Below are 26,550 nucleotides of genomic sequence, written 5' to 3'. Positions count from 1 at the left end.
ACCTCATGCCGGTTGACTGGTAGAAACATCAAGCAGCGCTGCTGCCACAGGATAATAGCTCTCGTTATGTTCAGCTTTGGCTCTAAGCCCTGCTGGAACGTGATACAACGCACCAAGGTGGGCGTAACGTTGAGCCATTTCAACATAATTGGCGCTACCGATGGTGTCGAGATACCGGAAGATACCTCCGTGGAATGGAGGGAAGCCAAGGCCGTAGACTAACGCGATATCCCCTTCAGCAGGGCTAGCAATGATTCCCTCTTCCAGACAACGTACTACTTCGTTGATCATAGGAATCATCGTACGGGCAATAATTTCATCATCGCTGAATTTTTGGGTCGGTTGGCTGATTGGGGCCAATAAGTGATCGACTTGCTCGTCATTCTCTTTACGTGGTTTTCCCTTCGCATCCTGAGTATATCGGTAAAAACCTTGGCCATTCTTCTGACCAAACCGTTGGCTATCGAACATGGCGTCAATCGCATCGCGATAATCTTTTTTCATCCGGTCAGGGAAACCAACAGCCATCACTGCTTGTGCATGGTGAGCGGTATCAATACCAACCACATCAAGGAGATAAGCAGGTCCCATTGGCCAGCCAAACTGTTTTTCCATGACTTTATCAATCTGACGGAAATCACTACCATCTCTGACCAACATGCCAAATCCAGCCAGATACGGGAATAAGACGCGGTTAACGAAGAAGCCAGGGCAATCATTTACTACAATGGGTGTTTTGCCCATTTGTGTAGCGAATGCCACGACTGCCGCAATTGTCTTATCAGAGGTTTTAGCACCACGAATAATCTCTACTAAAGGCATCCGATGAACGGGGTTGAAGAAGTGCATACCGCAGAAGTTTTCAGGACGCTTAAGTGACTTGGCTAGTTGGTCGATCGGAATCGTAGAGGTATTAGACGCTAATACAGCATCTTCACTGATCAGTGATTCTGTTTCTGCTAGCACAGCAGCTTTAATCTTTGGATTTTCCACCACCGCTTCAACGATGATTTGGGCGCGTTCAATACCGGTATAATCTAGAGTAGGTTGTATAGTCGCTAGGATATTGGCCATTTTCAGACCATCAATTTTGCCGCGTTCCAACTGCTTATTCAATAACTTGGCAGCTTCATTCATCCCGATTGTCAAAGACTTATCATTAATATCTTTCATAACAACCGGCACACATTTCAATGCCGATTGATAGGCGATCCCGCCGCCCATGATTCCAGCACCCAATACAGCAGCCTGTTTTGGCGCACTGATATCTTTAGATAGCTTTTTCGCTTTACCTTTAACATATTGGTCGTTCAGGAATATGCCAACCAAGGCTCGGGCTTCATTGGAACCTGCCAACGGCACAAAACTATTGGTTTCTAATTTCAGTGCTTCGCTACGGCCCAATTTGGCCGCGGCTTCAATTGTTTTTACCGCAGTGAGTGGTGCTGGATAGTGTTTGCCCGCCACTTGCATGACCATGCCTTTAGCAATGGTGAAGCACATCGCTGCTTCCGTTGCGTTTAACTTCAACGGTTCTAGTTTTGGACGACGAGCAGCTTGCCAGTCGAGCTTGCCGTCAATAGCTTGTTTCAGTATGGCCAACGCAGCTTCTGTTAGTTTTTCGGGAGCGACAACAGCATCAACCAGCCCGACTTTTAGTGCATCTTTGGCAATAATATCTTTGCCTGCAGCAATAATTTCCAGTGCACTATCAGCACCTAATAGGCGTGGCAGACGAACAGAACCACCAAAGCCCGGCATGATACCTAGCTTCGTTTCTGGTAAACCAATACGGGTCTCCGGTGAAGCAACGCGGAAATCAGTGGCAAGAACACATTCACATCCCCCCCCTAATGCATAACCATTAATTGCGGAAATGGTTGGTACGGGTAAATCTTCTAAGCGATTGAATATATCGTTAGCGAAAACTAGCCACTGGTGCAGTTTTTCTGGTGGGGCATTAAACAGAGACAGAAATTCGGTGATATCAGCACCGACAATAAAGGCTGCTTTAGCAGAACGAAGCATCAACCCTTTGAGTTCACTTTGTTTTTCTAATACAGCTAGGGCTTCACCCAAATTGGCTACCGTTTTGGTATCCAGTTTGTTAACTGAACCTGGTGCATCAAACACCAACTCGGCAATACCATTTTCTAGCCAATGAAGCTGTAATGTTTCGCTTTGGTAGAGCATATCTATCTCCTGAATAAGCGCATGTGATCTGGTATGACCAGATATTCAGGAAGTGTGGTTATTTTGTTAAAAAATTGCAAATAAGATATTGGTATTTTGCAGTGAAGATCACAGTCAGTCAGATCGGGTAATTGATTTACATCAAATTTATTCGAGATGTATCTAGAGGCAGAAAAGTGGCCTTTCGGTCTACTTGCGAGCTAGTGATAACGTCAGTTACTTTAGATGCCATTGTTATCATCTTATGGAATGCGTGGTCGTCGAAACATGCCTTCGGGACTATGATAAGATTAAAGAATTAGGTTCTAATAGCGAAGGGTACTGTGATGGAAACGCTAGCTTCTTTATATAACGAACATTTATCTACCTTACAACAGCGCACTCGTGATGTGCTTGAGCGCCATCAGTTAGATGCTTTACTGATTCATTCTGGTGAATTACAAAGAATTTTTCTTGATGATCGTGATTATCCTTTTAAAGTGAACGCACAGTTCAAAGCTTGGGTGCCTGTGACTCAAGTCCCCAATTGCTGGCTATGGGTTGATGGCGTCAACAAGCCAAAGTTATGGTTTTACTCCCCAGTAGACTATTGGCATTGTGTTGAGCCATTACCGGATAGCTTTTGGACGAAAGCTATTGATATCCAGCCATTAACTAAAGCCGATGATATTGCACAGCAATTACCTGTGCAGCGTGAGCGTGTTGCTTATATTGGATATGCGCAACAACGAGCCCAGGCTCTGGGATTCAGTGCTGAAAATATCAATCCGCAACCTGTGCTGGACTATCTTCATTTCTACCGCTCTTATAAAACGGACTACGAACTGGCATGTATGCGCGAAGCACAAAAGACTGCTGTCGTTGGGCATCGTGCGGCTTATGAAGCATTCCAGTCTGGTATGAGTGAGTTTGATATCAACTTAGCCTATCTGATGGCGACGGGCCATCGGGATACTGATGTTCCATATGATAATATTGTTGCCTTGAATGAACACTCGGCAGTACTTCATTACACTACATTACAGCACCAACCTCCTGCAGAAATGCGTAGCTTCCTCATGGATGCTGGCGCTGAATATAACGGCTATGCGGCTGATCTGACTCGGACCTATGCCGCAGAGAGTGACAGTGATTTTGCTGCTCTCATTAAGGATCTTAATATTGAGCAGCTTGAACTGATAAAGACTATCAAAAGTGGCGAACGCTACACCGACTATCATGTTCAGATGCACCATCGTATTGCCAAATTATTGCGTGTACACCACTTGGTCACGGGGATCAGCGAAGAGGCGATGGTTGAACAAGGTATTACTTGTCCATTCCTCCCACATGGTTTAGGGCATCCTTTAGGATTGCAAGTTCATGATACTGCTGGATTCATGCAAGATGATAAAGGCACCCACTTGAATGCGCCATCCAAGTATCCTTACCTGCGTTGCACTCGTATTCTGCAACCTCGCATGGTACTCACTATTGAGCCTGGACTTTATTTTATCGAGTCTCTGCTGGCACCGTGGCGTACTGGGGAATTTAGCAAACACTTTAATTGGGATCGTATTGATGCGTTGAAGCCTTATGGCGGTATACGTATTGAAGACAATATTGTTATCCATGATAAGCGGGTTGAGAATATGACACGAGACCTGAAATTAGCCTGATGCAGCCTTACCTGATACCTGCCGCATCGGTGTCAATCAGCGAAGAGATCAAAAAAAGTCGCTTTATTACTTTACTGGCCCATACCTGTGGAGTGAATGAAGCGAAAGATTTTGTTCAGCAGATCAAGCAACAACACCCAACTGCCCGGCATCACTGCTGGGCATTTGTGGCTGGTACGCCCGCGGATTCACAGCAATTAGGTTTTTCTGATGATGGTGAACCCTCCGGCACGGCAGGTAAACCCATATTGGCTCAACTTATGGGCAGTGGTATTGGTGAGATTACCGCTGTGGTCGTGCGCTATTATGGCGGCATCAAGCTGGGTACCGGAGGGTTGGTTCGGGCTTATGGAAGTGGTGTGCAGCAAGCGCTAAAACAGATAGAAGTAAAATATAAAGTTCCACAGGTAGAATATACTTTGCAGTGTGACTATGCACAGCTTGCTATGGTAGAAACATTATTACAGCAGGTTGAAGGCCAGACATTACAGAGTGAATATGCGGAGCTCGTGACGCTTCATCTCTCTTTGCCAGCAACTCAAGCCAGTCAGGTCGGGGATAAATTGCGTGATCTCAGTCGTGGTACGTTGCAATTGACGCCCATTTCGCAATAATCCCCATCCAAGTGAATTGCTAAGGAACGTGCCGGAATGCATTTTCGTGCCATAACCCGTATTGTTGGTCTGCTGGTCATCTTATTCTCTGGAACAATGTTTATTCCAGGACTAGTAGCCTTAATCTATCGTGATGGTGCTGGCCGTGCCTTCAGCGAAACTTTTTTTGTTGCCTTATCAATAGGTCTTTTGCTTTGGCTTCCGAATCGGAAACAAAAGCACGAGCTGAAGCCCCGTGAAGGTTTCCTAATCGTAGTCCTATTTTGGACTGTGTTGGGCAGTGTGGGATCACTCCCTTTCTTATTTTCCGAACGCCCAAATCTTTCGTTGACCGATGCATTCTTTGAATCTTTCTCAGGGCTGACGACAACTGGCGCGACAACGCTAGTCGGGTTGGATTCATTACCCAAAGCCATTTTATTCTACCGGCAAATGTTGCAATGGCTTGGTGGCATGGGGATCATTGTGTTGGCAGTGGCTATCCTTCCTATTTTAGGTGTAGGGGGGATGCAGCTTTATCGAGCTGAAATGCCTGGCCCACTGAAAGATAATAAAATGCGCCCCCGAATTGCCGAAACGGCAAAAACACTTTGGCTTATCTACGTATTACTCACCATTGCTTGCGCGCTCTCTCTTTGGGGAGCAGGGATGTCAGTGTTTGATGCCATCTCTCACAGTTTTTCTACTATAGCCATCGGCGGTTTTTCAACTCATGATGCTAGTATCGGCTACTTCAACAGCCCCACGATTAACACCATTATTGGTGTTTTCTTGCTGATTTCTGGGTGTAACTTTGGTCTGCATTTTGCGGTTCTGAGTGGCCGCAGTTTGAAAGTTTATTGGCGCGATCCCGAATTCCGTATGTTTATTTTTGTACAATTGACGCTGGTTATCGTTTGTACGTTAGTACTTTGGCAGCATAGCGTGTACAAATCGGGCCTAGAAACTTTAAATCAGGCCTTTTTCCAAGTGGTGTCAATGGCGACTACGGCGGGGTTCACGACAGACAGTATTTCTAAGTGGCCGTTGTTCTTACCGATACTCTTATTATGTTCTGCTTTTATCGGCGGGTGTGCGGGCTCAACAGGGGGCGGTTTGAAGGTAATCCGCATCTTACTGCTTTATTTGCAAGGCTCACGTGAACTAAAACGACTCGTCCACCCGAATGCGGTATATACCATCAAACTGGGGCGAAGAGCGTTGCCGGAGCGGATATTAGAAGCTGTTTGGGGCTTCTTCTCAGCTTACGCCTTGGTTTTCATCATTAGTATGCTGGCAATTATCGCTACGGGAGTCGATGAGTTCTCAGCATTCGCCGCCGTCACTGCGACGCTGAATAATCTAGGACCAGGTTTAGGTGTTGTCGCAGATAACTTCACCTCTATGAATCCAGCAGCTAAATGGATATTGGTGGTAACGATGCTATTTGGTCGATTAGAGGTATTCACTTTGCTGGTTCTTTTCACTCCAACATTCTGGCGTGAGTAATTCTGCATAAGGAACATTGCTATGAAAGTACTGATACTTTACTCCAGCCGTGATGGTCAAACACATACAATTGCTTCATATATCGCGAAGCAATTATCAGTTGCGGGGACGTGTGAAATACAGGACTTGTCACAAGTTGGGCAAATCGACTTGAGCCAATACCAGCAAGTCATGATTGGTGCATCTGTGCGTTATGGGCGTTTCAGCCCAGTATTGAGTCAATTTGTTGCCGGACACATCGAACAGCTGAATCAGATGCCGAGTGCTTTCTTTGCCGTGAACCTGACTGCGCGCAAACCAGAGAAGCGTTCCCCGCAAACAAATGCCTATGTGCGTAAGTTCTTACTTAGTACTCCTTGGCAACCCTCACTTTGTGCAGTATTTGCTGGGGCTTTACGCTATCCACGCTATCGCTGGATAGATCGGGTGATGATTCAACTTATTATGCGTATGACTGGAGGAGAAACCGATACGAGTAAAGAAGTTGAGTATACCGACTGGCAGCAAGTAGACCGCTTTACTCAAGATTTTACCGCGTTACAGTGCGAAAAATAGCTTTTACGCTGTTTATCACAGCAAGTTGTTTAAATAAAACACGGTTGAAAACTTTTTTGAAATTAAGGGTTGCAGCCTGTCAGGAACTCCCTATAATGCGCCTCCACTGACCGGGAACAACGACATAAACATCGCCGGGTTAGGAAGTGATAAGCAAGTTCTTTAAACGAAAGTTAAAAAGAAAATCTTGACACTTCAGCGGGAAAGCGTATTATCTGCCTCCCGCGTTACCGTCAGATTAACCGCAAGGTTAACAGGTAACGAACGCTCTTTAACAATTTATCAGACAATCTGTGTGGGCACTCGCAAGACGATATCGAAGCCTGTTTCGACAGGCAGAAGCAATATCAAAGTCTTGAAGAGTGACCAAAGCAGTAAACATTTGAACCTCGGTTCGAATGCATATTTGCAGAAAGTAATCTTTGAGCATCGCTACTTCGGTAGCAAATCAAACAAATCTTAAATTGAAGAGTTTGATCATGGCTCAGATTGAACGCTGGCGGCAGGCCTAACACATGCAAGTCGAGCGGCAGCGGAAAGTAGCTTGCTACTTTGCCGGCGAGCGGCGGACGGGTGAGTAATGTCTGGGGATCTGCCTGATGGAGGGGGATAACTACTGGAAACGGTAGCTAATACCGCATGACCTCGAAAGAGCAAAGTGGGGGACCTTCGGGCCTCACGCCATCGGATGAACCCAGATGGGATTAGCTAGTAGGTGGGGTAATGGCTCACCTAGGCGACGATCCCTAGCTGGTCTGAGAGGATGACCAGCCACACTGGAACTGAGACACGGTCCAGACTCCTACGGGAGGCAGCAGTGGGGAATATTGCACAATGGGCGCAAGCCTGATGCAGCCATGCCGCGTGTGTGAAGAAGGCCTTCGGGTTGTAAAGCACTTTCAGCGAGGAGGAAGGCATTGTGGTTAATAACCGCAGTGATTGACGTTACTCGCAGAAGAAGCACCGGCTAACTCCGTGCCAGCAGCCGCGGTAATACGGAGGGTGCAAGCGTTAATCGGAATTACTGGGCGTAAAGCGCACGCAGGCGGTTTGTTAAGTCAGATGTGAAATCCCCGCGCTTAACGTGGGAACTGCATTTGAAACTGGCAAGCTAGAGTCTTGTAGAGGGGGGTAGAATTCCAGGTGTAGCGGTGAAATGCGTAGAGATCTGGAGGAATACCGGTGGCGAAGGCGGCCCCCTGGACAAAGACTGACGCTCAGGTGCGAAAGCGTGGGGAGCAAACAGGATTAGATACCCTGGTAGTCCACGCTGTAAACGATGTCGACTTGGAGGTTGTGCCCTTGAGGCGTGGCTTCCGGAGCTAACGCGTTAAGTCGACCGCCTGGGGAGTACGGCCGCAAGGTTAAAACTCAAATGAATTGACGGGGGCCCGCACAAGCGGTGGAGCATGTGGTTTAATTCGATGCAACGCGAAGAACCTTACCTACTCTTGACATCCACAGAACTTAGCAGAGATGCTTCGGTGCCTTCGGGAACTGTGAGACAGGTGCTGCATGGCTGTCGTCAGCTCGTGTTGTGAAATGTTGGGTTAAGTCCCGCAACGAGCGCAACCCTTATCCTTTGTTGCCAGCACGTAATGGTGGGAACTCAAGGGAGACTGCCGGTGACAAACCGGAGGAAGGTGGGGATGACGTCAAGTCATCATGGCCCTTACGAGTAGGGCTACACACGTGCTACAATGGCAGATACAAAGTGAAGCGAACTCGCGAGAGCAAGCGGACCACATAAAGTCTGTCGTAGTCCGGATTGGAGTCTGCAACTCGACTCCATGAAGTCGGAATCGCTAGTAATCGTAGATCAGAATGCTACGGTGAATACGTTCCCGGGCCTTGTACACACCGCCCGTCACACCATGGGAGTGGGTTGCAAAAGAAGTAGGTAGCTTAACCTTCGGGAGGGCGCTTACCACTTTGTGATTCATGACTGGGGTGAAGTCGTAACAAGGTAACCGTAGGGGAACCTGCGGTTGGATCACCTCCTTACCTCACGATACGCATTGCGTAGTGTCCACACAGATTGTCTGATGAATGTAATAGAGCAAAGCACCTGTTGATGAGGGTGATGATTGTGCGATAAAACCTCGGCATCGAGTTTTAACTGCATCAGTCGTTCGAATGTGTCACCACATTCTCACCTTTACACAAAAATACTGAATCAGTGATTCAGTAGTCATTTTTGTGTCCCCATCGTCTAGAGGCCTAGGACACTGCCCTTTCACGGCTGTAACAGGGGTTCGAATCCCCTTGGGGACGCCAATCCGATAATGTGTGAAAGACATTATCACCGGTTCTGCGAAACCGAAAATATCTTAAAGATGACTTTCACAAGTCGTGTTTAAGCTATTGCTCTTTAACAATCTGGAACAAGCTGAAAATTGAAACCATACAGCTGAACATTATCTCACCGTAGAAGTATCGGGATAATCAGTAACCTGTGTGAGAGTCTCTCAATAATCACAGCATGAAGGTCTTTATCTTCACGATAAAACATCTTTGGGTTGTGAGGTTAAGCGACTAAGCGTACACGGTGGATGCCTAGGCAGTCAGAGGCGATGAAGGGCGTGCTAATCTGCGAAAAGCGTCGGTAAGCTGATATGAAGCGTAATAACCGACGATACCCGAATGGGGAAACCCAGTGCAATTCGTTGCACTATCGTTAGATGAATACATAGTCTAACGAGGCGAACCGGGGGAACTGAAACATCTAAGTACCCCGAGGAAAAGAAATCAACCGAGATTCCCCCAGTAGCGGCGAGCGAACGGGGAACAGCCCAGAGTCTGAATCAGGTGGTGTGTTAGTGGAAGCGTCTGGAAAGTCGCACGGTACAGGGTGATAGTCCCGTACACCAAAACACACTGCTTGTGAACTCGATGAGTAGGGCGGGACACGTGACATCCTGTCTGAATATGGGGGGACCATCCTCCAAGGCTAAATACTCCTGACTGACCGATAGTGAACCAGTACCGTGAGGGAAAGGCGAAAAGAACCCCGGCGAGGGGAGTGAAATAGAACCTGAAACCGTGTACGTACAAGCAGTGGGAGCACCTTCGTGGTGTGACTGCGTACCTTTTGTATAATGGGTCAGCGACTTATATTTTGTAGCAAGGTTAACCGAATAGGGGAGCCGTAGGGAAACCGAGTCTTAACTGGGCGTCTAGTTGCAAGGTATAGACCCGAAACCCGGTGATCTAGCCATGGGCAGGTTGAAGGTTGGGTAACACTAACTGGAGGACCGAACCGACTAATGTTGAAAAATTAGCGGATGACTTGTGGCTGGGGGTGAAAGGCCAATCAAACCGGGAGATAGCTGGTTCTCCCCGAAAGCTATTTAGGTAGCGCCTCGTGAACTCATCTTCGGGGGTAGAGCACTGTTTCGGCTAGGGGGCCATCCCGGCTTACCAAACCGATGCAAACTCCGAATACCGAAGAATGTTATCACGGGAGACACACGGCGGGTGCTAACGTCCGTCGTGAAGAGGGAAACAACCCAGACCGCCAGCTAAGGTCCCAAAGTCATGGTTAAGTGGGAAACGATGTGGGAAGGCATAGACAGCCAGGATGTTGGCTTAGAAGCAGCCATCATTTAAAGAAAGCGTAATAGCTCACTGGTCGAGTCGGCCTGCGCGGAAGATGTAACGGGGCTAAACCATGCACCGAAGCTGCGGCAGCGACGCTTAGGCGTTGTTGGGTAGGGGAGCGTTCTGTAAGCCGTTGAAGGTGGTCTGTGAGGACTGCTGGAGGTATCAGAAGTGCGAATGCTGACATAAGTAACGATAATGCGGGTGAAAAACCCGCACGCCGGAAGACCAAGGGTTCCTGTCCAACGTTAATCGGGGCAGGGTGAGTCGACCCCTAAGGCGAGGCTGAAAAGCGTAGTCGATGGGAAACAGGTTAATATTCCTGTACTTGGTGTTACTGCGAAGGGGGGACGGAGAAGGCTAGGCTAGCCGGGCGACGGTTGTCCCGGTTTAAGCATGTAGGCGGAGTGACTTGGTAAATCCGGTTGCTTATCAACGCTGAGGTGTGATGACGATGCACTACGGTGCAGAAGTAGTTGATGCCATGCTTCCAGGAAAAGCCTCTAAGCATCAGGTAACATGAAATCGTACCCCAAACCGACACAGGTGGTCAGGTAGAGAATACTCAGGCGCTTGAGAGAACTCGGGTGAAGGAACTAGGCAAAATGGTGCCGTAACTTCGGGAGAAGGCACGCTGGCGCTAGGTGAAGAGACTTGCTCTCGGAGCTGAAGCCAGTCGCAGATACCAGCTGGCTGCAACTGTTTAATAAAAACACAGCACTGTGCAAACACGAAAGTGGACGTATACGGTGTGACGCCTGCCCGGTGCTGGAAGGTTAATTGATGGGGTCAGCCGCAAGGCGAAGCTCTTGATCGAAGCCCCAGTAAACGGCGGCCGTAACTATAACGGTCCTAAGGTAGCGAAATTCCTTGTCGGGTAAGTTCCGACCTGCACGAATGGCGTAATGATGGCCAGGCTGTCTCCACCCGAGACTCAGTGAAATTGAACTCGCTGTGAAGATGCAGTGTACCCGCGGCAAGACGGAAAGACCCCGTGAACCTTTACTATAGCTTGACACTGAACATTGAGCCTTGATGTGTAGGATAGGTGGGAGGCATCGAAGTGTGGACGCCAGTCTGCATGGAGCCAACCTTGAAATACCACCCTTTAATGTTTGATGTTCTAACTCGGCCCCATAATCTGGGGTGAGGACAGTGTCTGGTGGGTAGTTTGACTGGGGCGGTCTCCTCCCAAAGAGTAACGGAGGAGCACGAAGGTTAGCTAATCACGGTCGGACATCGTGAGGTTAGTGCAAAGGCATAAGCTAGCTTGACTGCGAGAGTGACGGCTCGAGCAGGTACGAAAGTAGGTCTTAGTGATCCGGTGGTTCTGAATGGAAGGGCCATCGCTCAACGGATAAAAGGTACTCCGGGGATAACAGGCTGATACCGCCCAAGAGTTCATATCGACGGCGGTGTTTGGCACCTCGATGTCGGCTCATCACATCCTGGGGCTGAAGTAGGTCCCAAGGGTATGGCTGTTCGCCATTTAAAGTGGTACGCGAGCTGGGTTTAGAACGTCGTGAGACAGTTCGGTCCCTATCTGCCGTGGGCGTTGGAAGATTGAGAGGGGCTGCTCCTAGTACGAGAGGACCGGAGTGGACGAATCACTGGTGTTCGGGTTGTCATGCCAATGGCATTGCCCGGTAGCTAAATTCGGAAGAGATAACCGCTGAAAGCATCTAAGCGGGAAACTTGCCTCGAGATGAGTCTTCCCTGGGGCTTCAAGCCCCCTGAAGGAACGTTAAAGACGATGACGTTGATAGGCTGGGTGTGTAAGTGCAGCGATGCATTGAGCTAACCAGTACTAATGATCCGTGAGGCTTAACCTTACAACACCAAAGGTGTTTTGGTGGTATTGAGAGAGAGATTTTCAGCGAAGTTCCGAGATTGGGTTGACTGGCTGCGCGAAGAGACGTGTAGCGGGTTGATTGAAACAGAATTTGCCTGGCGGCCATAGCGCGGTGGTCCCACCTGATCCCATGCCGAACTCAGAAGTGAAACGCCGTAGCGCCGATGGTAGTGTGGGGTCTCCCCATGCGAGAGTAGGACACTGCCAGGCATCAAATAAACAAAAGAGGCTACCCTAACGGGTGGCCTTTTTTGTTTATGGTTTTTCGCAGAGTGCTATTCGAGCATGACATGCGACAAACTGCGAATGCAGTTTGAACAGCGCTTGCGCTGGCCCCTTCAGGGGTGAGACTCATCTTTAAGATGAGACGAATACAGTGGACACTGCCAGGCATCAAATAAGCCGAGACCCCATGCCAAAAGCGTGGGGTTTTTGCTATGGGTCACAGTCAAAAGAAAAGCCTTCTGCACAGCAGAGGGCTTTTTTTATGCCGTCATTTAAAACAAAATACAATATGAGTATTATGATCGGTTAAACTAGCGTCAGAGCTAGTTAGAATGAGTATCTAATGTAATGTCGAATCAAAATTCTCCGCTAAAACATCTCAATACTTTTGCATTATCAGCCTACGCAAGCAACGTAATCAGTGCCAATTCTGTTGACGAATTGATTCATGCATGGGGTGAGTCCACTTCTCAGCATCAGCCCGTACTTTTGCTAGGTGAAGGCAGTAATGTTCTATTTATCGAAAATTATTCAGGGACAGTACTACTAAATCGTATTAAGGGTATTACTTCTACTGAAGACGATATCGCTTGGCATTTGCATGTTGGAGCAGGAGAAAATTGGCACCAATTAGTATGCTACTCATTGCAAAATGGTATGCCTGGTTTAGAGAACTTAGCATTGATTCCCGGCTGTGTTGGTTCCGCGCCCATCCAAAATATCGGTGCCTATGGTGTTGAACTACAAAAAGTATGCGAATACGTTGATTTACTTGATATGAAAGAAGGAACTATTCTGCGCCTTTCAGCTCAAGACTGCCAGTTTGGTTATCGAGATAGCATTTTTAAACATCAGTATGATGATGGCTATGCTATTGTCGCTGTTGGTATCAAACTATTGAAGTCATGGACACCAACATTGGGCTACGGTGATTTGACCCGTATGGATCCCTCAAGTGTTACACCTCAAGAAATCTTCGATTCAGTCTGTGAAATGCGCCGGAGTAAACTGCCAGATCCTACAGTGACTGGTAATGCTGGTAGTTTCTTTAAAAACCCAGTGGTTGACGCTACTGTCGCTGAAGACATTGTAAAACGCTACCCTAATGCACCCCACTATTTGCAACTCGATGGGTCAGTAAAATTAGCTGCAGGTTGGCTGATCGATCAATGTGCACTTAAGGGATACCAGATTGGGGGGGCAGCAGTACATCAACAACAAGCTCTGGTTCTGATCAACCTTGCTGAAGCTACAGGGCAGGATGTTCTTAACCTTGCTAGTTACATCCGCCAACAAGTGGCTAGCAAATTTTCTATCTGGTTAGAACCTGAAGTGCGCTTTATTGCAAGTGATGGTGAGGTTAATGCTGTGGAGCGCTTGTCATGAAAGATATAAAAATTCCTCTACGGTTGATCGGTATATTAGCAGACGGCGCATTTCACTCTGGTGAGCAATTGGGTGAAGTGTTTGGCATGAGCCGTGCAGCGATTAACAAGCATATACAAACCATTAGAGAGTGGGGACTTGATGTTTTTACTGTTCCTGGTAAGGGTTATAGCCTACCAGCACCTATCCAATTACTAGATGAAAAGAAAATACTAAGCTATCTGCCGGCAGGGCAGGTGGCTGTTTTACCTGTTGTCGATTCTACAAATCAATATTTATTAGATCGCATTACCGAACTGAAATCAGGTGATGCCTGCGTTGCTGAATATCAGCATGCTGGAAGAGGTAGGCGCGGCCGTCACTGGATATCTCCTTTTGGTGCCAACCTCTACTTGTCCATGTTCTGGCGCTTAGAGCAAGGGCCAGCAGCAGCGATGGGGTTAAGCTTAGTTGTAGGGATTGTCATGGCTGAAGTGCTACATAAGCTAGGTGCTGGAGATGTTCGTGTTAAGTGGCCAAATGATCTGTATTTAAATGATAAAAAGCTAGCTGGCATATTAGTTGAACTTACGGGTAAAACAGGTGATGCAGCGCAGTTAGTGATCGGTGCTGGCATAAATCTGACAATGCGTGAGTCGACAACGAATGTTATTAGCCAAGACTGGATTAATTTACAGGAAGCCGGTGTTATTATCGACCGTAATAAGTTAACGGCAGAGTTATTATCTGAACTACGGTTGGCCGTCGTGAAATTTGAGAATGAAGGACTGTCAGCGTTTATTTCACGCTGGAGAGAAATGGATAATTATCTTGATCGTCCTGTAAAACTTATCATAGGAAATCAAGAAATATACGGAGTGGCTCGAGGAATCGATCAGCAAGGGGCATTATTATTGGAGCAGAATGGAAATATAAAGCCTTACATTGGTGGCGAAATATCTCTTCGTGGTGCCTAAGAGAATTCTGTGCGGGTAGTTATTGCTACCCGCTACTTATTATTTTCTCAAGCGAACATTTTCAACGGCATGATTGGCACTTTTAGTCATTATTAGACTGGCTCTCTCACGCGTTGGTAAGATATTTTGTTTTAAATTCAATCCATTAATCTCTTTCCATAACTGGGTCGCAATTTTAATCGCCTCAGTTTCTGGCAGCTTCGCATAATTATGGAAGTAAGAATCAGGATTAGAAAATGCACCCTGTCTAAATTTAAGGAATCGATTAATATACCAGCTTTGAAGTAAATCCTCAGGTGCATCGACATATATAGAGAAGTCTACAAAGTCTGAAACAAATACATGATGGGGGTCATGAGGATAATCCATCCCACTTTGCAGAACATTCAAACCTTCTAGTATTAGAATGTCTGGCTGCTTAATAAGCTTATTACCGTCAGGAACGACATCATATATTAAATGAGAATAAACGGGCGCGGTAACATGATCAGCCCCTGATTTTACCTCTGAGACAAATTTTACCAAACTATGCATATCATAGGACTGTGGAAATCCTTTTTTCTTCATCAAACCGCGCTCATTAAGCACCTTATTCGGATAAAGAAAACCATCTGTGGTGATGAGTTCAACACTACGATGTTCCGGCCAGCGGCTCAGCAATGCTTGGAGTAAGCGGGCTGTGGTACTTTTACCCACGGCTACGCTTCCCGCAATCCCAATGACATAGGGAATACGTTGACCATCCGTACCAAGAAATTGCTCTAGAACAGCCTGACGACGCAGATTAGAGCTGATATAAAAGTTAAGTAGCCGTGAGAGTGGCAGATATATCTGCGCCACTTCATCTAAAGAAAGATCTTCGTTAATCCCTTTGAGTTTAACGATTTCTTCTTCAGTTAGAGTTAATGGTACTGAGTCGCGCAGGGCCGCCCACTGAGTACGATCGAACTGTAGATAAGGCGTCGCTAACGATTGATCTCTTTTTGTCATAAGCCAAATTCTGCCTGTTAACGCAGTTGGACAAGGCGCTGGACGCCAACTCCAGATAAGAAACAAGCTGCATATTATAGGCAGCTTGCTCTTTGGCGTAGACATTTTTGTACTTTGCGAGTGATTTCTTTGAAGTGTGTTGCTATTTCAGCTAGCGAGAAGGACCTCTCATATGTCATTGCCTTTTTACTCATGTCAGCCATTATCTTTAGCTGGCCTGCGTTGTATGTGATTGATTAACAGTAAATAATCGCTTGAAGTAAATTGCTGTCGGATGATATTCACCATCCGGTGAACAGGCGTAGTCAGGGATCGCACCCATGCAAAAATATCCTTGTGCGCGATAGAATGATTCTGCAGGAGAACCTGCTTGGGTATCTAGGTAAAGCAATCCACGACGTAACTGAACGGCAATACTCTCCATTTCTATAATCAATTTATGGCCAATACCGGTACGTTGACTGCGACTATGCACTAATAGTTTTTGTACTTCAGCGCGATTTAAGCCATTCGACTTTTGGCAAAGGTCTAATTGAATAGTACCTGTAACACCTATCTCATCGCGGGCTATCCACAATAACAGCGTCCCTTTAGCGATAGCGGGGCGAAGGCTCTGAACGTAATTTTCAGCTTCTTCCTGAGATAGGGAGCGTGTGTTGTAGCCAATTGAAGCTCCATGAGAAACAGCATCGATTAATAATTTTGCCAGTTCGCTCTTGTAAACAGGCAATGTAGCCGCGTTAAGTAGAACTATCTTCATGCTAAATCCTCTCAAAAAACAATAGCTAACATCTTTATACTTAAGCAATAAACGAGCCAAATATTTTGCGGCGCAAATATCCAGCATAGCGTAATGATTTTTAGAGAGGCGCACTGTTTTGGGGCAATGTGCTCTACTTTGGGATGCAAATTTCCATCAGCGATGAAAATTCAACTGGTTAAAGTAGTGGGTGCAAATCGAACTGTTTGTGGTCAATAATACGACTAATACTTAAAAAATGGCCATTTTGTGAGCGAAAGAGTGACTTGTGCAATTTTTTTGTTGCATCATAGGCCAGCTCTACCTAGAATGCGCAGCACTTGATGCCGGCATAGCTCAGTTGGTAGAGCAACTGACTTGTAATCAGTAGGTCCCGAGTTCGACTCTTGGTGCCGGCACCATTCAAGTACTTACAATTAGGTGGGGTTCCCGAGCGGCCAAAGGGAGCAGACTGTAAATCTGCCGTCATCGACTTCGAAGGTTCGAATCCTTCCCCCACCACCATATTTAACCTTGAGTCTCAGGGTGATTCAGAAGAATGACCCTAATACACACTCAAGGCGAGAGCTAAGCTCTCGATGAAGAGTGAAGTGGCCAAGCCCTTCCTTTCAGGTTCTGCAGATTAAGTCAGGTAGCCGAGTTCTAAGATGCGGGCATCGTATAATGGCTATTACCTCAGCCTTCCAAGCTGATGATGTGGGTTCGATTCCCACTGCCCGCTCCAAGATGTGCTGATATGGCTCAGTTGGTAGAGCAGCCCTAGCAAGGGTATGGTCGGCAGTTCAGATATGCCTATCAGCACCATTTCTCATTTTCTCGTTCCCCTGATTTTTCTTTCTGTGTTATGGATTCATCAAGCATGCGCTTGGTTGATGTGGTGAAACCACCGATTCCGTGTCTTAGAGGGACAATCGATGTCTAAAGAAAAGTTTGAACGTACAAAACCGCACGTTAATGTGGGTACTATCGGCCACGTTGACCATGGTAAAACTACCCTAACTGCTGCAATTACTACCGTATTAGCTAAAACTTACGGCGGTAGTGCTCGTGCATTCGACCAGATCGACAACGCTCCGGAAGAGAAGGCCCGTGGTATCACCATCAACACATCACATGTTGAATATGACACCCCATCGCGCCACTACGCGCACGTTGATTGCCCAGGCCATGCTGACTACGTCAAAAACATGATCACGGGTGCTGCACAGATGGACGGCGCGATCCTAGTTGTTGCTGCCACTGATGGTCCAATGCCTCAGACCCGTGAGCACATCCTATTGGGTCGTCAGGTTGGTGTTCCTTATATCATCGTATTCATGAACAAATGTGACATGGTTGATGATGAAGAACTGTTGGAACTGGTAGAAATGGAAGTTCGTGAACTTCTGTCTACTTATGATTTCCCTGGCGACGACCTACCCGTCGTTCGTGGTTCTGCGCTGAAAGCGTTGGAAGGTGAAGCTGAATGGGAAGCAAAAATCCTCGAACTGGCTGGGTTCTTGGATTCTTACATTCCAGAACCAGAACGTGCGATTGATAAGCCATTCCTGCTGCCTATCGAAGACGTATTCTCTATCTCTGGCCGTGGTACTGTTGTAACGGGTCGTGTAGAGCGCGGTATCGTCAAAGTTGGCGAGGAAATTGAGATCGTTGGTATTATTGATACCATTAAAACAACTTGTACTGGCGTTGAGATGTTCCGCAAACTGCTGGATGAAGGTCGTGCAGGTGAGAACGTGGGTGTCCTACTGCGTGGCACTAAGCGTGACGATGTTCAGCGTGGTCAAGTATTGGCTAAACCGGGCTCAATCAAACCACATACTAAATTTGAATCAGAAGTTTATATTCTGAGCAAAGAAGAAGGTGGCCGCCATACACCATTCTTCAAAGGCTACCGTCCTCAGTTCTACTTCCGTACCACTGACGTTACAGGTACCATAGAACTGCCTGACGGTGTTGAGATGGTTATGCCAGGTGACAACATCAACATGGTTGTTAATCTGATAGCACCTATCGCAATGGATGATGGTCTGCGCTTCGCTATTCGTGAAGGCGGCCGTACTGTAGGTGCTGGCGTTGTTGCAAAAGTCATTGAATAAGATTTGACGCGACATGCGATAAAAGGGCATCATTTGATGCCCTTTTTCTACGTTGTCATACTAGAACCTATCTCATCAGTAGTTTTTTATCATAATTACCGGTGAGATGGGCTCTGGAAGTACAGCGAATAGTGCTGAATGGTGCCGATTAGAGAATCATTAGAGCATCCTTCGGCTTGGTTTGCTTTGCGATGCGAAGCAAAGTTGTTTGTTCTGAATCATAGTGACAGGTTGGTTTATGAGTGCGAATACCGAGGCTCCAGGGAGCGGACGCGGCCTGGAAACGGCTAAATGGCTAATCGTTGCTGTATTATTAGTTGCAGCTATCGTTGGAAATTATTATTACCGTGATTTCAGCTTGCCGCTGCGTGCGTTGGCAGTTGTAGTAATTATCGCTGTTGCCGGTGCTGTTGCACTGATGACGGCAAAAGGTAAAGCCACTGTAGCGTTTGCTCGTGAAGCGCGCACAGAAGTACGTAAAGTGATTTGGCCTACCCGTCAGGAAACGCTGCACACAACATTAATCGTTGCTGCGGTAACTGCTGTAATGTCACTGATTCTATGGGGGCTGGATGGTATTCTGGTCCGCTTGGTATCGTTTATTACTGGCCTGAGGTTCTAAGATGTCTGAAGCACCAAAAAAGCGTTGGTACGTCGTTCAGGCGTTTTCCGGTTTTGAAGGCCGTGTAGCTCAATCGCTGCGCGAGCACATCAAGTTACATGACATGGAAGAGCTGTTTGGCGAAGTCATGGTTCCAACGGAAGAAGTCGTCGAAATTCGTGGTGGTCAACGCCGCAAAAGTGAACGCAAATTCTTCCCAGGCTATGTACTGGTCCAGATGGTGATGAACGATGCCAGCTGGCACCTAGTGCGTAGTGTGCCACGTGTCATGGGCTTTATCGGTGGTACATCCGATCGCCCTGCACCAATCAGCGATAAAGAAGTTGATGCGATCATGAATCGCCTTCAGCAAGTGGGTGATAAGCCCCGTCCTAAAACGCTGTTTGAACCAGGTGAGCTGGTACGTGTTAGCGATGGTCCGTTTGCTGACTTTAACGGTGTTGTTGAAGAAGTTGATTATGAAAAGAGCCGCTTAAAAGTGTCTGTTTCCATTTTTGGTCGTGCAACACCGGTCGAACTTGATTTCAGTCAAGTAGAAAAAGGCTGATTCATTTTTCAGCAGTGGTTGAAATTTGAGTCTTGTCTTAGGCGCGAAATTACAATATAATTTCGCGCCTTTTGTTTTTAGATGTCTTGCTTTTGTCATCCGTGGCAACTTATTTCATAGTAAATAATAGCGAGACAAAACACGGGGAGCCTCAAACGAGGCGATATCACCCAAATCGAGGAAATCGTAAATGGCTAAGAAAGTACAAGCCTATGTCAAGCTGCAAGTAGCAGCTGGTATGGCGAACCCAAGTCCACCAGTTGGTCCAGCTTTGGGTCAACAAGGTGTTAACATCATGGAATTCTGTAAGGCGTTCAATGCTAAGACTGAAAGCATTGAGAAAGGTCTGCCGATCCCTGTTGTTATTACTGTTTATTCTGACCGCTCATTCACTTTCGTTACTAAAACCCCGCCAGCAGCAGTTCTGCTGAAAAAAGCGGCAGGTATTAAGTCTGGTTCTGGCAAGCCGAACAAAGACAAAGTAGGGACTGTGACCAGTGCTCAGGTTCGTGAAATCGCAGAAACCAAAGCTGCGGATATGACTGGTGCTTCAATTGACGACATGATGCGTTCAATCGAAGGTACTGCTCGTTCCATGGGCCTGGTAGTGGAGGGTTAATAAATGGCTAAGCTGACCAAGCGCATGCGCGTGATCCGTGACAAAGTTGATGTTACTAAGCAATACGATATCAACGAAGCTGTTGCCCTGCTGAAAGAGCTGGCTACTGCTAAATTCGTAGAAAGCGTGGACGTTGCCGTTAATCTCGGTATCGATGCACGTAAATCTGACCAGAACGTTCGTGGTGCAACTGTGTTGCCACATGGTACTGGCCGTTCAGTACGTGTTGCTGTTTTCGCTCAGGGTGCAAACGCTGAAGCTGCGAAAGAAGCAGGCGCTGAATTGGTAGGTATGGAAGACCTGGCTGATCAAATCAAGAAAGGCGAAATGAACTTCGACGTTGTTATTGCTTCCCCAGATGCAATGCGCGTTGTTGGTCAATTGGGCCAAATCTTAGGTCCACGTGGCCTGATGCCAAACCCTAAAGTGGGTACTGTTACTCCTAACGTTGCTGAAGCTGTTAAGAATGCTAAAGCTGGTCAGGTTCGTTATCGTAACGACAAAAACGGTATTATCCACACTACCATTGGTAAAGTTGACTTCGACGCAGATAAGTTGAAAGAAAACTTAGAATCTCTGGTTGTTGCGCTGAAGCGTGCTAAACCTGCTACAGCGAAAGGCGTTTATATCAAGAAAATCAGCCTGTCCACCACTATGGGTGCTGGCGTTGCTATTGATCAAAGCGGCCTGACTGCAGTAGTGAACTAATCACTAATTGCTTTTATCGCTTTACGTGGGCGTAAGGTTTGTCTAGAATCTTACGCCCATGCTTCTGTTGAAGGTGTTTTTCTCAGCAGAAAACAGAATTTTTCGGTTGGAGCTTGGCCTTATCCAAGCCTCCGTCCAAGACCGCAGGTGTTCCGCAAAGAACTTAATTTCCTGCGTAGACGGTGACAGAACCTAAAGAAATTTTTTCGTTTTTTTTATAAAGAATTGAAAAGAATAGTCTTTGCTGGATTCTGCTCACCGTGTTTCAACGCCCATTCACTGCATTTTGTGGTGCTTTGGGTGACGTGAGTTCCGGGGAATAACTCCCCGGTTAATCCAGGAGCAAGAACTAATGGCACTAAATCTTCAAGGCAAACAAGCGATTGTTGCTGAAGTTAAAGAAGTAGCCAAAGGTGCGCTGTCTGCGGTTGTTGCGGATTCTCGTGGCGTTACCGTTGATAAAATGACTGAACTGCGTAAAGCAGGTCGTGAAGCAGGCGTTCACATGCAAGTTGTTCGTAACACCTTGCTGCGTCGCATTGTTGAAGGCACTCCATTCGAATGCCTGAAAGACACGTTTGTTGGTCCAACCTTGATTGCATTCTCTACTGAGCACCCGGGCGCAGCTGCTCGTTTGTTCAAAGCATTTGCTAAAGATAATGCAAAATTTGAGGTTAAAGCAGCAGCCTTTGAAGGCGAGTTAATCCCTGCGGCTCAAATCGACCGCCTGGCAACTCTGCCGACCTACGAAGAAGCAATCGCACGTCTGATGGGAACCATGAAAGAAGCCGCTGCTGGCAAATTGGTTCGTACACTGGCTGCGCTGCGTGACCAGAAAGAAGCTGAAGCGGCATAATTGCCCTCACTTTTTTAGTCATTGCTTTTTAACGTATTAACTATTTCTGTATTTTAGGAACACTTGTTATGTCAACTATCACTAAAGACCAAATTCTGGAAGGCGTTGCAGCTCTGTCTGTAATGGAAATCGTTGAACTGATCTCTGCTATGGAAGAGAAATTCGGCGTTTCAGCTGCTGCTGTTGCTGCAGGTCCTGCTGCTGCTGCTGAAGCTGTAGAAGAACAAACTGAGTTCAACGTTGTTCTGGCTTCATTCGGCGACAACAAAGTTGCAGTAATCAAAGCTGTTCGCGGCGCAACTGGCCTGGGCTTGAAAGAAGCTAAAGACCTGGTTGAATCTGCACCTGCAGTTCTGAAAGAAGGCGTGAACAAAGATGAAGCTGAAAGCCTGAAGAAAGAACTCGAAGCAGCTGGTGCTGCTGTTGAGATCAAGTAATCTAAGCTTTGAGTTTGCAGCCTAACTTATAGGCTGATGGCTGGTGACTTTTTAGTCATCAGCCTTTTTGCGCTGTAGGGCGTTAGTCGCATTTCACACTGTTTAGCGGCTGACTAACCCCCAATATTCCTTTCTATTGACGACTTAATATACTGCGTTCTCAGCTACGACCCACTCGGGTAGCTCGGTAGTCAAAGTATCGCGATGAAATGATTTAAGAGTGATAGGAAAGAGTATTCCGAGAGGTGTTTCGACTTCTCATTCAAAATAATAGTGTTGCATGACCTGTCCTAATGTTAGGGCGGACAGAGTGGGTCACTGATCAGCGAGCTGAGGAACCCTATGGTTTACTCCTATACCGAGAAAAAACGTATTCGTAAGGATTTTGGTAAACGTCCACAAGTCTTGGACATACCTTATCTCCTTTCTATTCAACTTGACTCGTTCCAGAAGTTCATCGAGCAAGATCCCGAAGGGCAGCACGGCCTAGAAGCAGCATTCCGTTCTGTTTTTCCAATCCAGAGCTACAGCGGCAATTCGGAGCTGCAATACGTTAGCTACCGTCTTGGTGAGCCTGTATTTGACGTCAAAGAGTGCCAGATCCGTGGTGTGACTTATTCCGCACCGCTGCGCGTTAAATTACGCCTGGTTATCTATGAGCGCGAAGCTCCGGAAGGTACGGTTAAAGACATCAAAGAACAAGAAGTCTACATGGGTGAAATTCCACTCATGACCGATAACGGTACCTTTGTCATTAACGGTACTGAGAGGGTTATCGTATCTCAGCTGCACCGTAGTCCTGGCGTATTCTTTGACAGCGATAAGGGTAAAACCCATTCATCGGGTAAAGTGCTGTATAACGCACGTATCATCCCTTACCGCGGTTCATGGTTAGATTTCGAGTTTGACCCGAAAGATAACCTGTTTGTCCGTATCGACCGTCGTCGTAAATTGCCTGCAACTATCATTCTGCGTGCATTGAATTTCACCACCCCACAGATCTTGGATCTGTTCTTTGACAAAGTGGTCTTTGAAATTCGTGACAACAAGCTGCAGATGGAATTGGTTCCAGAGCGTCTGCGCGGTGAAACGGCATCCTTTGATATTGAAGCGAATGGCAAGATTTACGTCGAGAAAGCGCGTCGTATTACTGCTCGCCATATTCGCCAGCTTGAAAAAGACGGCATTGATCGCATCGAAGTTCCGGTTGAATACATTGCCGGTAAAGTCGTCGCAAAAGACTATATCGATGAGAACACTGGCGAACTGATCTGTGCAGCCAACATGGAGCTGTCACTGGATCTGTTGGCTAAGCTGAGCCAGTCTGGCCACAAGCAAATCGAAACATTGTTCACCAACGACTTGGATCACGGTGCTTATATCTCCGAGACCCTGCGTGTTGACCCAACTAGCGATCGTCTTAGCGCTTTGGTTGAGATTTACCGCATGATGCGTCCTGGTGAGCCGCCAACACGTGAAGCAGCTGAAAATCTGTTCGAGAACTTGTTCTTCTCTGAAGACCGCTATGACTTGTCTGCGGTTGGCCGGATGAAGTTCAACCGTTCCCTGCTGCGTGACGAGATCGAAGGTTCCGGTATCCTGAGCAAAGAAGACATCACTGAAGTGATGAAAAAGCTTATCGATATCCGTAACGGTAAAGGCGAAGTGGATGATATCGACCACTTAGGCAACCGTCGTATTCGTTCTGTTGGTGAAATGGCTGAAAACCAGTTCCGCGTAGGTCTGGTTCGTGTTGAGCGTGCAGTTAAAGAGCGTTTGTCTCTGGGTGACCTCGACACATTGATGCCACAGGACATGATCAACGCCAAGCCAATTTCGGCAGCGGTGAAAGAGTTCTTTGGTTCTAGCCAATTGTCACAATTTATGGACCAGAACAACCCGTTGTCTGAAATCACGCATAAGCGTCGTATTTCTGCATTGGGCCCGGGCGGTTTGACCCGTGAACGTGCTGGCTTTGAAGTTCGAGACGTTCATCCGACTCACTATGGTCGTGTATGTCCAATCGAAACGCCAGAAGGTCCAAACATCGGTCTGATCAACTCCTTGTCTGTATACGCACAGACTAACGAGTATGGTTTCCTGGAAACGCCATATCGTCGCGTGCGTGACGGTCTGGTGACTGATGAAATCAACTATCTGTCTGCTATTGAAGAAGGCAACTTCGTTATCGCTCAGGCGAACTCCAACTTGGACGAAGATGGCCGCTTCATTGAAGACTTAGTCACTTGTCGTAGCAAAGGCGAATCAAGCCTGTTCAGCCGCGATCAAGTTGACTACATGGACGTTTCCACTCAACAGGTGGTGTCCGTTGGTGCTTCTCTGATTCCATTCTTGGAACACGATGACGCCAACCGTGCCTTGATGGGTGCGAACATGCAACGTCAGGCAGTTCCAACTCTACGTGCTGATAAGCCGTTAGTAGGGACTGGTATGGAACGTGCGGTAGCTGTTGACTCAGGGGTAACCTCTGTAGCCAAGCGTGGCGGTACTGTTCAGTACGTTGATGCATCCCGTATCGTTATCAAAGTTAACGAAGACGAGATGTACCCAGGCGAAGCAGGCATTGATATTTATAACCTGACCAAATACACCCGTTCTAACCAGAACACCTGTATCAACCAGATGCCGTGTGTCAATCTGGGTGAGCCAATCGAGCGCGGCGACGTGCTGGCAGATGGCCCATCAACAGATTTGGGCGAACTGGCATTGGGTCAGAACATGCGCGTAGCGTTCATGCCTTGGAACGGTTACAACTTCGAAGACTCCATTTTAGTCTCCGAGCGCGTGGTGCAAGAAGATCGCTTCACAACCATTCATATTCAGGAATTGGCATGTGTGTCTCGTGACACCAAGTTAGGGCCTGAAGAGATCACTGCTGACATCCCTAACGTGGGTGAAGCTGCGCTCTCCAAATTGGATGAATCCGGTATCGTGTATATCGGTGCTGAAGTGACTGGCGGCGATATTCTGGTCGGTAAAGTGACACCTAAAGGTGAAACTCAGCTGACCCCAGAAGAGAAGCTGTTACGTGCGATCTTCGGTGAGAAAGCGTCTGATGTTAAAGACTCTTCTCTGCGTGTACCAAACGGTGTTTCCGGTACGGTTATTGACGTGCAGGTCTTTACTCGCGATGGCGTAGAAAAAGATAAGCGTGCGTTAGAAATCGAAGAAATGCAGTTGAAGCAGGCTAAGAAAGACCTGACTGAAGAATTGCAGATCTTGGAAGCGGGCCTGTTTGCACGTATCCATGCAGTGCTGGTTTCTGGTGGCATTGAAGCTGACAAGCTGAGCAAGTTACCACGTGATCGCTGGCTGGAACTGGGCCTGACCGACGAAGACAAGCAAAACCAACTGGAACAGTTGGCAGAGCAGTACGACGAAATGAAATCCGAATTCGAGAAGAAGATGGATGCCAAGCGTCGTAAGATCACCCAAGGTGATGATTTGGCACCAGGCGTGCTGAAGATCGTCAAGGTGTATCTGGCCGTTAAACGTCAGATTCAACCGGGTGACAAAATGGCCGGTCGTCACGGTAACAAAGGTGTTATCTCCAAGATTAACCCGATCGAAGATATGCCTTACGATGAAAACGGTACGCCGGTAGACATCGTTCTGAACCCGCTGGGCGTACCATCGCGTATGAACATCGGTCAGATTTTGGAAACCCACTTAGGGATGGCAGCGAAAGGCATTGGCGAGAAAATCAACGCCATGCTGAAAAAGCAGGAAGAAGTTGCCAAACTGCGTGAGTTTATCCAGAAAGCCTACGATCTGGGTGACAACGTTTGTCAGAAAGTTGATCTGAGCACCTTCACCGATGACGAAGTTATGCGTCTGGCTGAAAACCTGAAAAAAGGTATGCCAATCGCAACGCCAGTCTTCGATGGTGCCAAAGAGACTGAAATCAAGGAACTGTTAAAGCTGGGTGGCCTGCCAACTTCTGGTCAGATTACTCTGTTTGACGGCCGTACCGGTGAGCAGTTCGAGCGCCAGGTTACTGTCGGCTACATGTATATGCTGAAACTGAACCACTTGGTTGATGACAAAATGCATGCGCGTTCTACCGGTTCTTACAGCCTGGTTACTCAGCAGCCGCTGGGTGGTAAGGCTCAGTTCGGTGGTCAGCGCTTCGGTGAGATGGAAGTGTGGGCGTTGGAAGCTTATGGCGCCGCGTACACATTGCAGGAAATGCTTACCGTCAAGTCCGACGATGTAAACGGCCGTACCAAGATGTACAAAAACATCGTGGATGGCGATCACCGTATGGAACCAGGCATGCCGGAATCCTTCAACGTATTGTTGAAAGAGATCCGCTCGCTGGGCATCAATATCGAGCTGGAAGAAGAGTAATCTTCTCCAGACAG

The 26,550-nt window shown here is 47.2% G+C and carries 17 protein-coding genes, 5 tRNA genes and 3 rRNA genes; 22 read left to right on the top strand and 3 right to left on the bottom strand.

Translation table 11 applies throughout. The features are described from left to right. Positions 1–3: 3 nt before the first annotated feature. Complete coding sequence (gene fadB, locus DA391_RS21505) at positions 4–2,193, bottom strand: fatty acid oxidation complex subunit alpha FadB (protein WP_108088190.1); 2,190 nt, start codon at positions 2,191–2,193, stop codon at positions 4–6. Between the two features lie 326 nt (positions 2,194–2,519). Between fadB and pepQ the strand changes: the two genes are divergently transcribed. The 10 genes from pepQ to birA all read left to right on the top strand — a co-directional run bounded on the left by pepQ (position 2,520) and on the right by birA (position 14,527). Next, complete coding sequence (gene pepQ, locus DA391_RS21500; protein WP_057650585.1) at positions 2,520–3,851, top strand: Xaa-Pro dipeptidase; 1,332 nt, start codon at positions 2,520–2,522, stop codon at positions 3,849–3,851. Continuing rightward, on the top strand, positions 3,851–4,465 hold the full coding sequence (locus DA391_RS21495) for an IMPACT family protein (protein ID WP_050083300.1): 615 nt from the start codon (positions 3,851–3,853) through the stop codon (positions 4,463–4,465). Before pepQ ends, DA391_RS21495 begins: the two co-directional genes overlap by 1 nt. A 36-nt stretch (positions 4,466–4,501) precedes the next feature. Then, positions 4,502–5,953 carry a Trk system potassium transporter TrkH gene (gene trkH / locus DA391_RS21490; RefSeq protein ID WP_050083299.1) on the top strand — a complete coding sequence of 484 codons (1,452 nt, stop codon included), beginning with the start codon at positions 4,502–4,504 and terminating at the stop codon, positions 5,951–5,953. A gap of 21 nt (positions 5,954–5,974) precedes the next feature. Then, complete coding sequence (hemG, locus tag DA391_RS21485) at positions 5,975–6,508, top strand: menaquinone-dependent protoporphyrinogen IX dehydrogenase (RefSeq protein WP_108088189.1); 534 nt, start codon at positions 5,975–5,977, stop codon at positions 6,506–6,508. Positions 6,509–6,969: 461 nt separating this feature from the next. Then, positions 6,970–8,512, top strand: a 16S ribosomal RNA gene (locus DA391_RS21475). 197 nt (positions 8,513–8,709) lie between these two features. Then, positions 8,710–8,785, top strand: a tRNA-Glu gene (locus DA391_RS21470). A gap of 248 nt (positions 8,786–9,033) precedes the next feature. Beyond that, a 23S ribosomal RNA gene (locus tag DA391_RS21465) occupies positions 9,034–11,940 on the top strand. A 114-nt stretch (positions 11,941–12,054) separates the two neighbouring features. Then, positions 12,055–12,170 (top strand): 5S ribosomal RNA (gene rrf, locus DA391_RS21460). Together the 16S, 23S and 5S rRNA genes with 1 tRNA gene alongside form the textbook arrangement of a ribosomal RNA operon. A 363-nt stretch (positions 12,171–12,533) precedes the next feature. Continuing rightward, complete coding sequence (gene murB, locus DA391_RS21455) at positions 12,534–13,571, top strand: UDP-N-acetylmuramate dehydrogenase (RefSeq protein ID WP_050083724.1); 1,038 nt, start codon at positions 12,534–12,536, stop codon at positions 13,569–13,571. Beyond that, the gene (birA, locus tag DA391_RS21450) at positions 13,568–14,527 is read left to right on the top strand and encodes a bifunctional biotin--[acetyl-CoA-carboxylase] ligase/biotin operon repressor BirA (RefSeq protein WP_108088188.1); all 960 of its coding nucleotides are present in this window, start codon (positions 13,568–13,570) and stop codon (positions 14,525–14,527) included. The genes murB and birA overlap by 4 nt, the downstream gene beginning before the upstream one ends. A 39-nt stretch (positions 14,528–14,566) precedes the next feature. Here birA and coaA read toward each other — a convergent pair whose 3' ends face one another. Both coaA and DA391_RS21440 read right to left on the bottom strand, forming a co-directional pair. Continuing rightward, positions 14,567–15,517, bottom strand: a complete 951-nt coding sequence (gene coaA, locus DA391_RS21445; protein WP_050083722.1) for a type I pantothenate kinase — start codon at positions 15,515–15,517, stop codon at positions 14,567–14,569. 208 nt (positions 15,518–15,725) lie between these two features. Continuing rightward, positions 15,726–16,277, bottom strand: a complete 552-nt coding sequence (locus DA391_RS21440; protein ID WP_108088187.1) for a GNAT family N-acetyltransferase — start codon at positions 16,275–16,277, stop codon at positions 15,726–15,728. 325 nt (positions 16,278–16,602) lie between these two features. On the opposite strand from DA391_RS21440, the gene DA391_RS21435 reads away from it, so the two are divergent. The 12 genes from DA391_RS21435 (at position 16,603) to rpoB (ending at position 26,536) form a co-directional block, all read left to right on the top strand. Continuing rightward, a tRNA-Thr gene (locus DA391_RS21435) sits at positions 16,603–16,678 on the top strand. Between the two features lie 18 nt (positions 16,679–16,696). Further along, positions 16,697–16,781 (top strand) — tRNA-Tyr (locus tag DA391_RS21430). Positions 16,782–16,926: 145 nt separating this feature from the next. After that, a tRNA-Gly gene (locus DA391_RS21425) sits at positions 16,927–17,001 on the top strand. A 6-nt stretch (positions 17,002–17,007) separates the two neighbouring features. Next, positions 17,008–17,081: transfer RNA gene (locus DA391_RS21420), tRNA-Ala, on the top strand. Between the two features lie 110 nt (positions 17,082–17,191). Then, positions 17,192–18,376, top strand: coding sequence for an elongation factor Tu (tuf, locus tag DA391_RS21415; RefSeq protein WP_049611267.1), 1,185 nt, complete (start codon positions 17,192–17,194; stop codon positions 18,374–18,376). Positions 18,377–18,614: 238 nt separating this feature from the next. Further along, positions 18,615–18,998 (top strand): preprotein translocase subunit SecE, encoded by a 384-nt coding sequence (secE, locus tag DA391_RS21410; RefSeq protein WP_004704671.1) that lies wholly within the window; start codon positions 18,615–18,617, stop codon positions 18,996–18,998. Position 18,999: 1 nt separating this feature from the next. Further along, on the top strand, positions 19,000–19,545 hold the full coding sequence (nusG, locus tag DA391_RS21405) for a transcription termination/antitermination protein NusG (protein ID WP_002210671.1): 546 nt from the start codon (positions 19,000–19,002) through the stop codon (positions 19,543–19,545). 190 nt (positions 19,546–19,735) lie between these two features. After that, positions 19,736–20,164 carry a 50S ribosomal protein L11 gene (gene rplK / locus DA391_RS21400; RefSeq protein ID WP_004393384.1) on the top strand — a complete coding sequence of 143 codons (429 nt, stop codon included), beginning with the start codon at positions 19,736–19,738 and terminating at the stop codon, positions 20,162–20,164. A gap of 3 nt (positions 20,165–20,167) precedes the next feature. Next, a complete protein-coding gene (gene rplA / locus DA391_RS21395; protein ID WP_019213448.1) occupies positions 20,168–20,872 on the top strand; it encodes a 50S ribosomal protein L1 in 705 nt (234 codons plus the stop codon). Between the two features lie 352 nt (positions 20,873–21,224). Then, positions 21,225–21,728, top strand: a complete 504-nt coding sequence (gene rplJ, locus DA391_RS21390; RefSeq protein WP_004876760.1) for a 50S ribosomal protein L10 — start codon at positions 21,225–21,227, stop codon at positions 21,726–21,728. A gap of 68 nt (positions 21,729–21,796) precedes the next feature. Beyond that, positions 21,797–22,165: a 50S ribosomal protein L7/L12 gene (rplL, locus tag DA391_RS21385; RefSeq protein ID WP_019213449.1), complete on the top strand. Its 369-nt coding sequence runs from the start codon at positions 21,797–21,799 to the stop codon at positions 22,163–22,165. Positions 22,166–22,507: 342 nt separating this feature from the next. Beyond that, a complete protein-coding gene (gene rpoB, locus DA391_RS21380; protein ID WP_050083720.1) occupies positions 22,508–26,536 on the top strand; it encodes a DNA-directed RNA polymerase subunit beta in 4,029 nt (1,342 codons plus the stop codon). The last annotated feature ends 14 nt before the right edge of the window (positions 26,537–26,550 follow it).

This window comes from Yersinia massiliensis, assembly GCF_003048255.1.
Lineage (GTDB): Bacteria > Pseudomonadota > Gammaproteobacteria > Enterobacterales > Enterobacteriaceae > Yersinia > Yersinia massiliensis_A.
Note: the sequence above shows the minus strand (reverse complement) of the source record. Positions and strands in the feature narration are given on the sequence as shown.

Bases quoted from the DNA above. Each gene is read 5' to 3' on its own strand.
- pepQ (WP_057650585.1), top strand. From the start codon at position 2,520: ATGGAAACGCTAGCTTCTTTATATAACGAACATTTATCTACCTTACAA.
- rpoB (WP_050083720.1), top strand. From the start codon at position 22,508: ATGGTTTACTCCTATACCGAGAAAAAACGTATTCGTAAGGATTTTGGT.
- murB (WP_050083724.1), top strand. From the start codon at position 12,534: ATGTCGAATCAAAATTCTCCGCTAAAACATCTCAATACTTTTGCATTA.
- rplL (WP_019213449.1), top strand. From the start codon at position 21,797: ATGTCAACTATCACTAAAGACCAAATTCTGGAAGGCGTTGCAGCTCTG.
- coaA (WP_050083722.1), bottom strand. From the start codon at position 15,517: ATGACAAAAAGAGATCAATCGTTAGCGACGCCTTATCTACAGTTCGAT.
- trkH (WP_050083299.1), top strand. From the start codon at position 4,502: ATGCATTTTCGTGCCATAACCCGTATTGTTGGTCTGCTGGTCATCTTA.
- nusG (WP_002210671.1), top strand. From the start codon at position 19,000: ATGTCTGAAGCACCAAAAAAGCGTTGGTACGTCGTTCAGGCGTTTTCC.
- DA391_RS21440 (WP_108088187.1), bottom strand. From the start codon at position 16,277: ATGAAGATAGTTCTACTTAACGCGGCTACATTGCCTGTTTACAAGAGC.
- birA (WP_108088188.1), top strand. From the start codon at position 13,568: ATGAAAGATATAAAAATTCCTCTACGGTTGATCGGTATATTAGCAGAC.
- hemG (WP_108088189.1), top strand. From the start codon at position 5,975: ATGAAAGTACTGATACTTTACTCCAGCCGTGATGGTCAAACACATACA.
- fadB (WP_108088190.1), bottom strand. From the start codon at position 2,193: ATGCTCTACCAAAGCGAAACATTACAGCTTCATTGGCTAGAAAATGGT.
- tuf (WP_049611267.1), top strand. From the start codon at position 17,192: ATGTCTAAAGAAAAGTTTGAACGTACAAAACCGCACGTTAATGTGGGT.
- secE (WP_004704671.1), top strand. From the start codon at position 18,615: ATGAGTGCGAATACCGAGGCTCCAGGGAGCGGACGCGGCCTGGAAACG.
- rplK (WP_004393384.1), top strand. From the start codon at position 19,736: ATGGCTAAGAAAGTACAAGCCTATGTCAAGCTGCAAGTAGCAGCTGGT.
- rplJ (WP_004876760.1), top strand. From the start codon at position 21,225: ATGGCACTAAATCTTCAAGGCAAACAAGCGATTGTTGCTGAAGTTAAA.
- rplA (WP_019213448.1), top strand. From the start codon at position 20,168: ATGGCTAAGCTGACCAAGCGCATGCGCGTGATCCGTGACAAAGTTGAT.
- DA391_RS21495 (WP_050083300.1), top strand. From the start codon at position 3,851: ATGCAGCCTTACCTGATACCTGCCGCATCGGTGTCAATCAGCGAAGAG.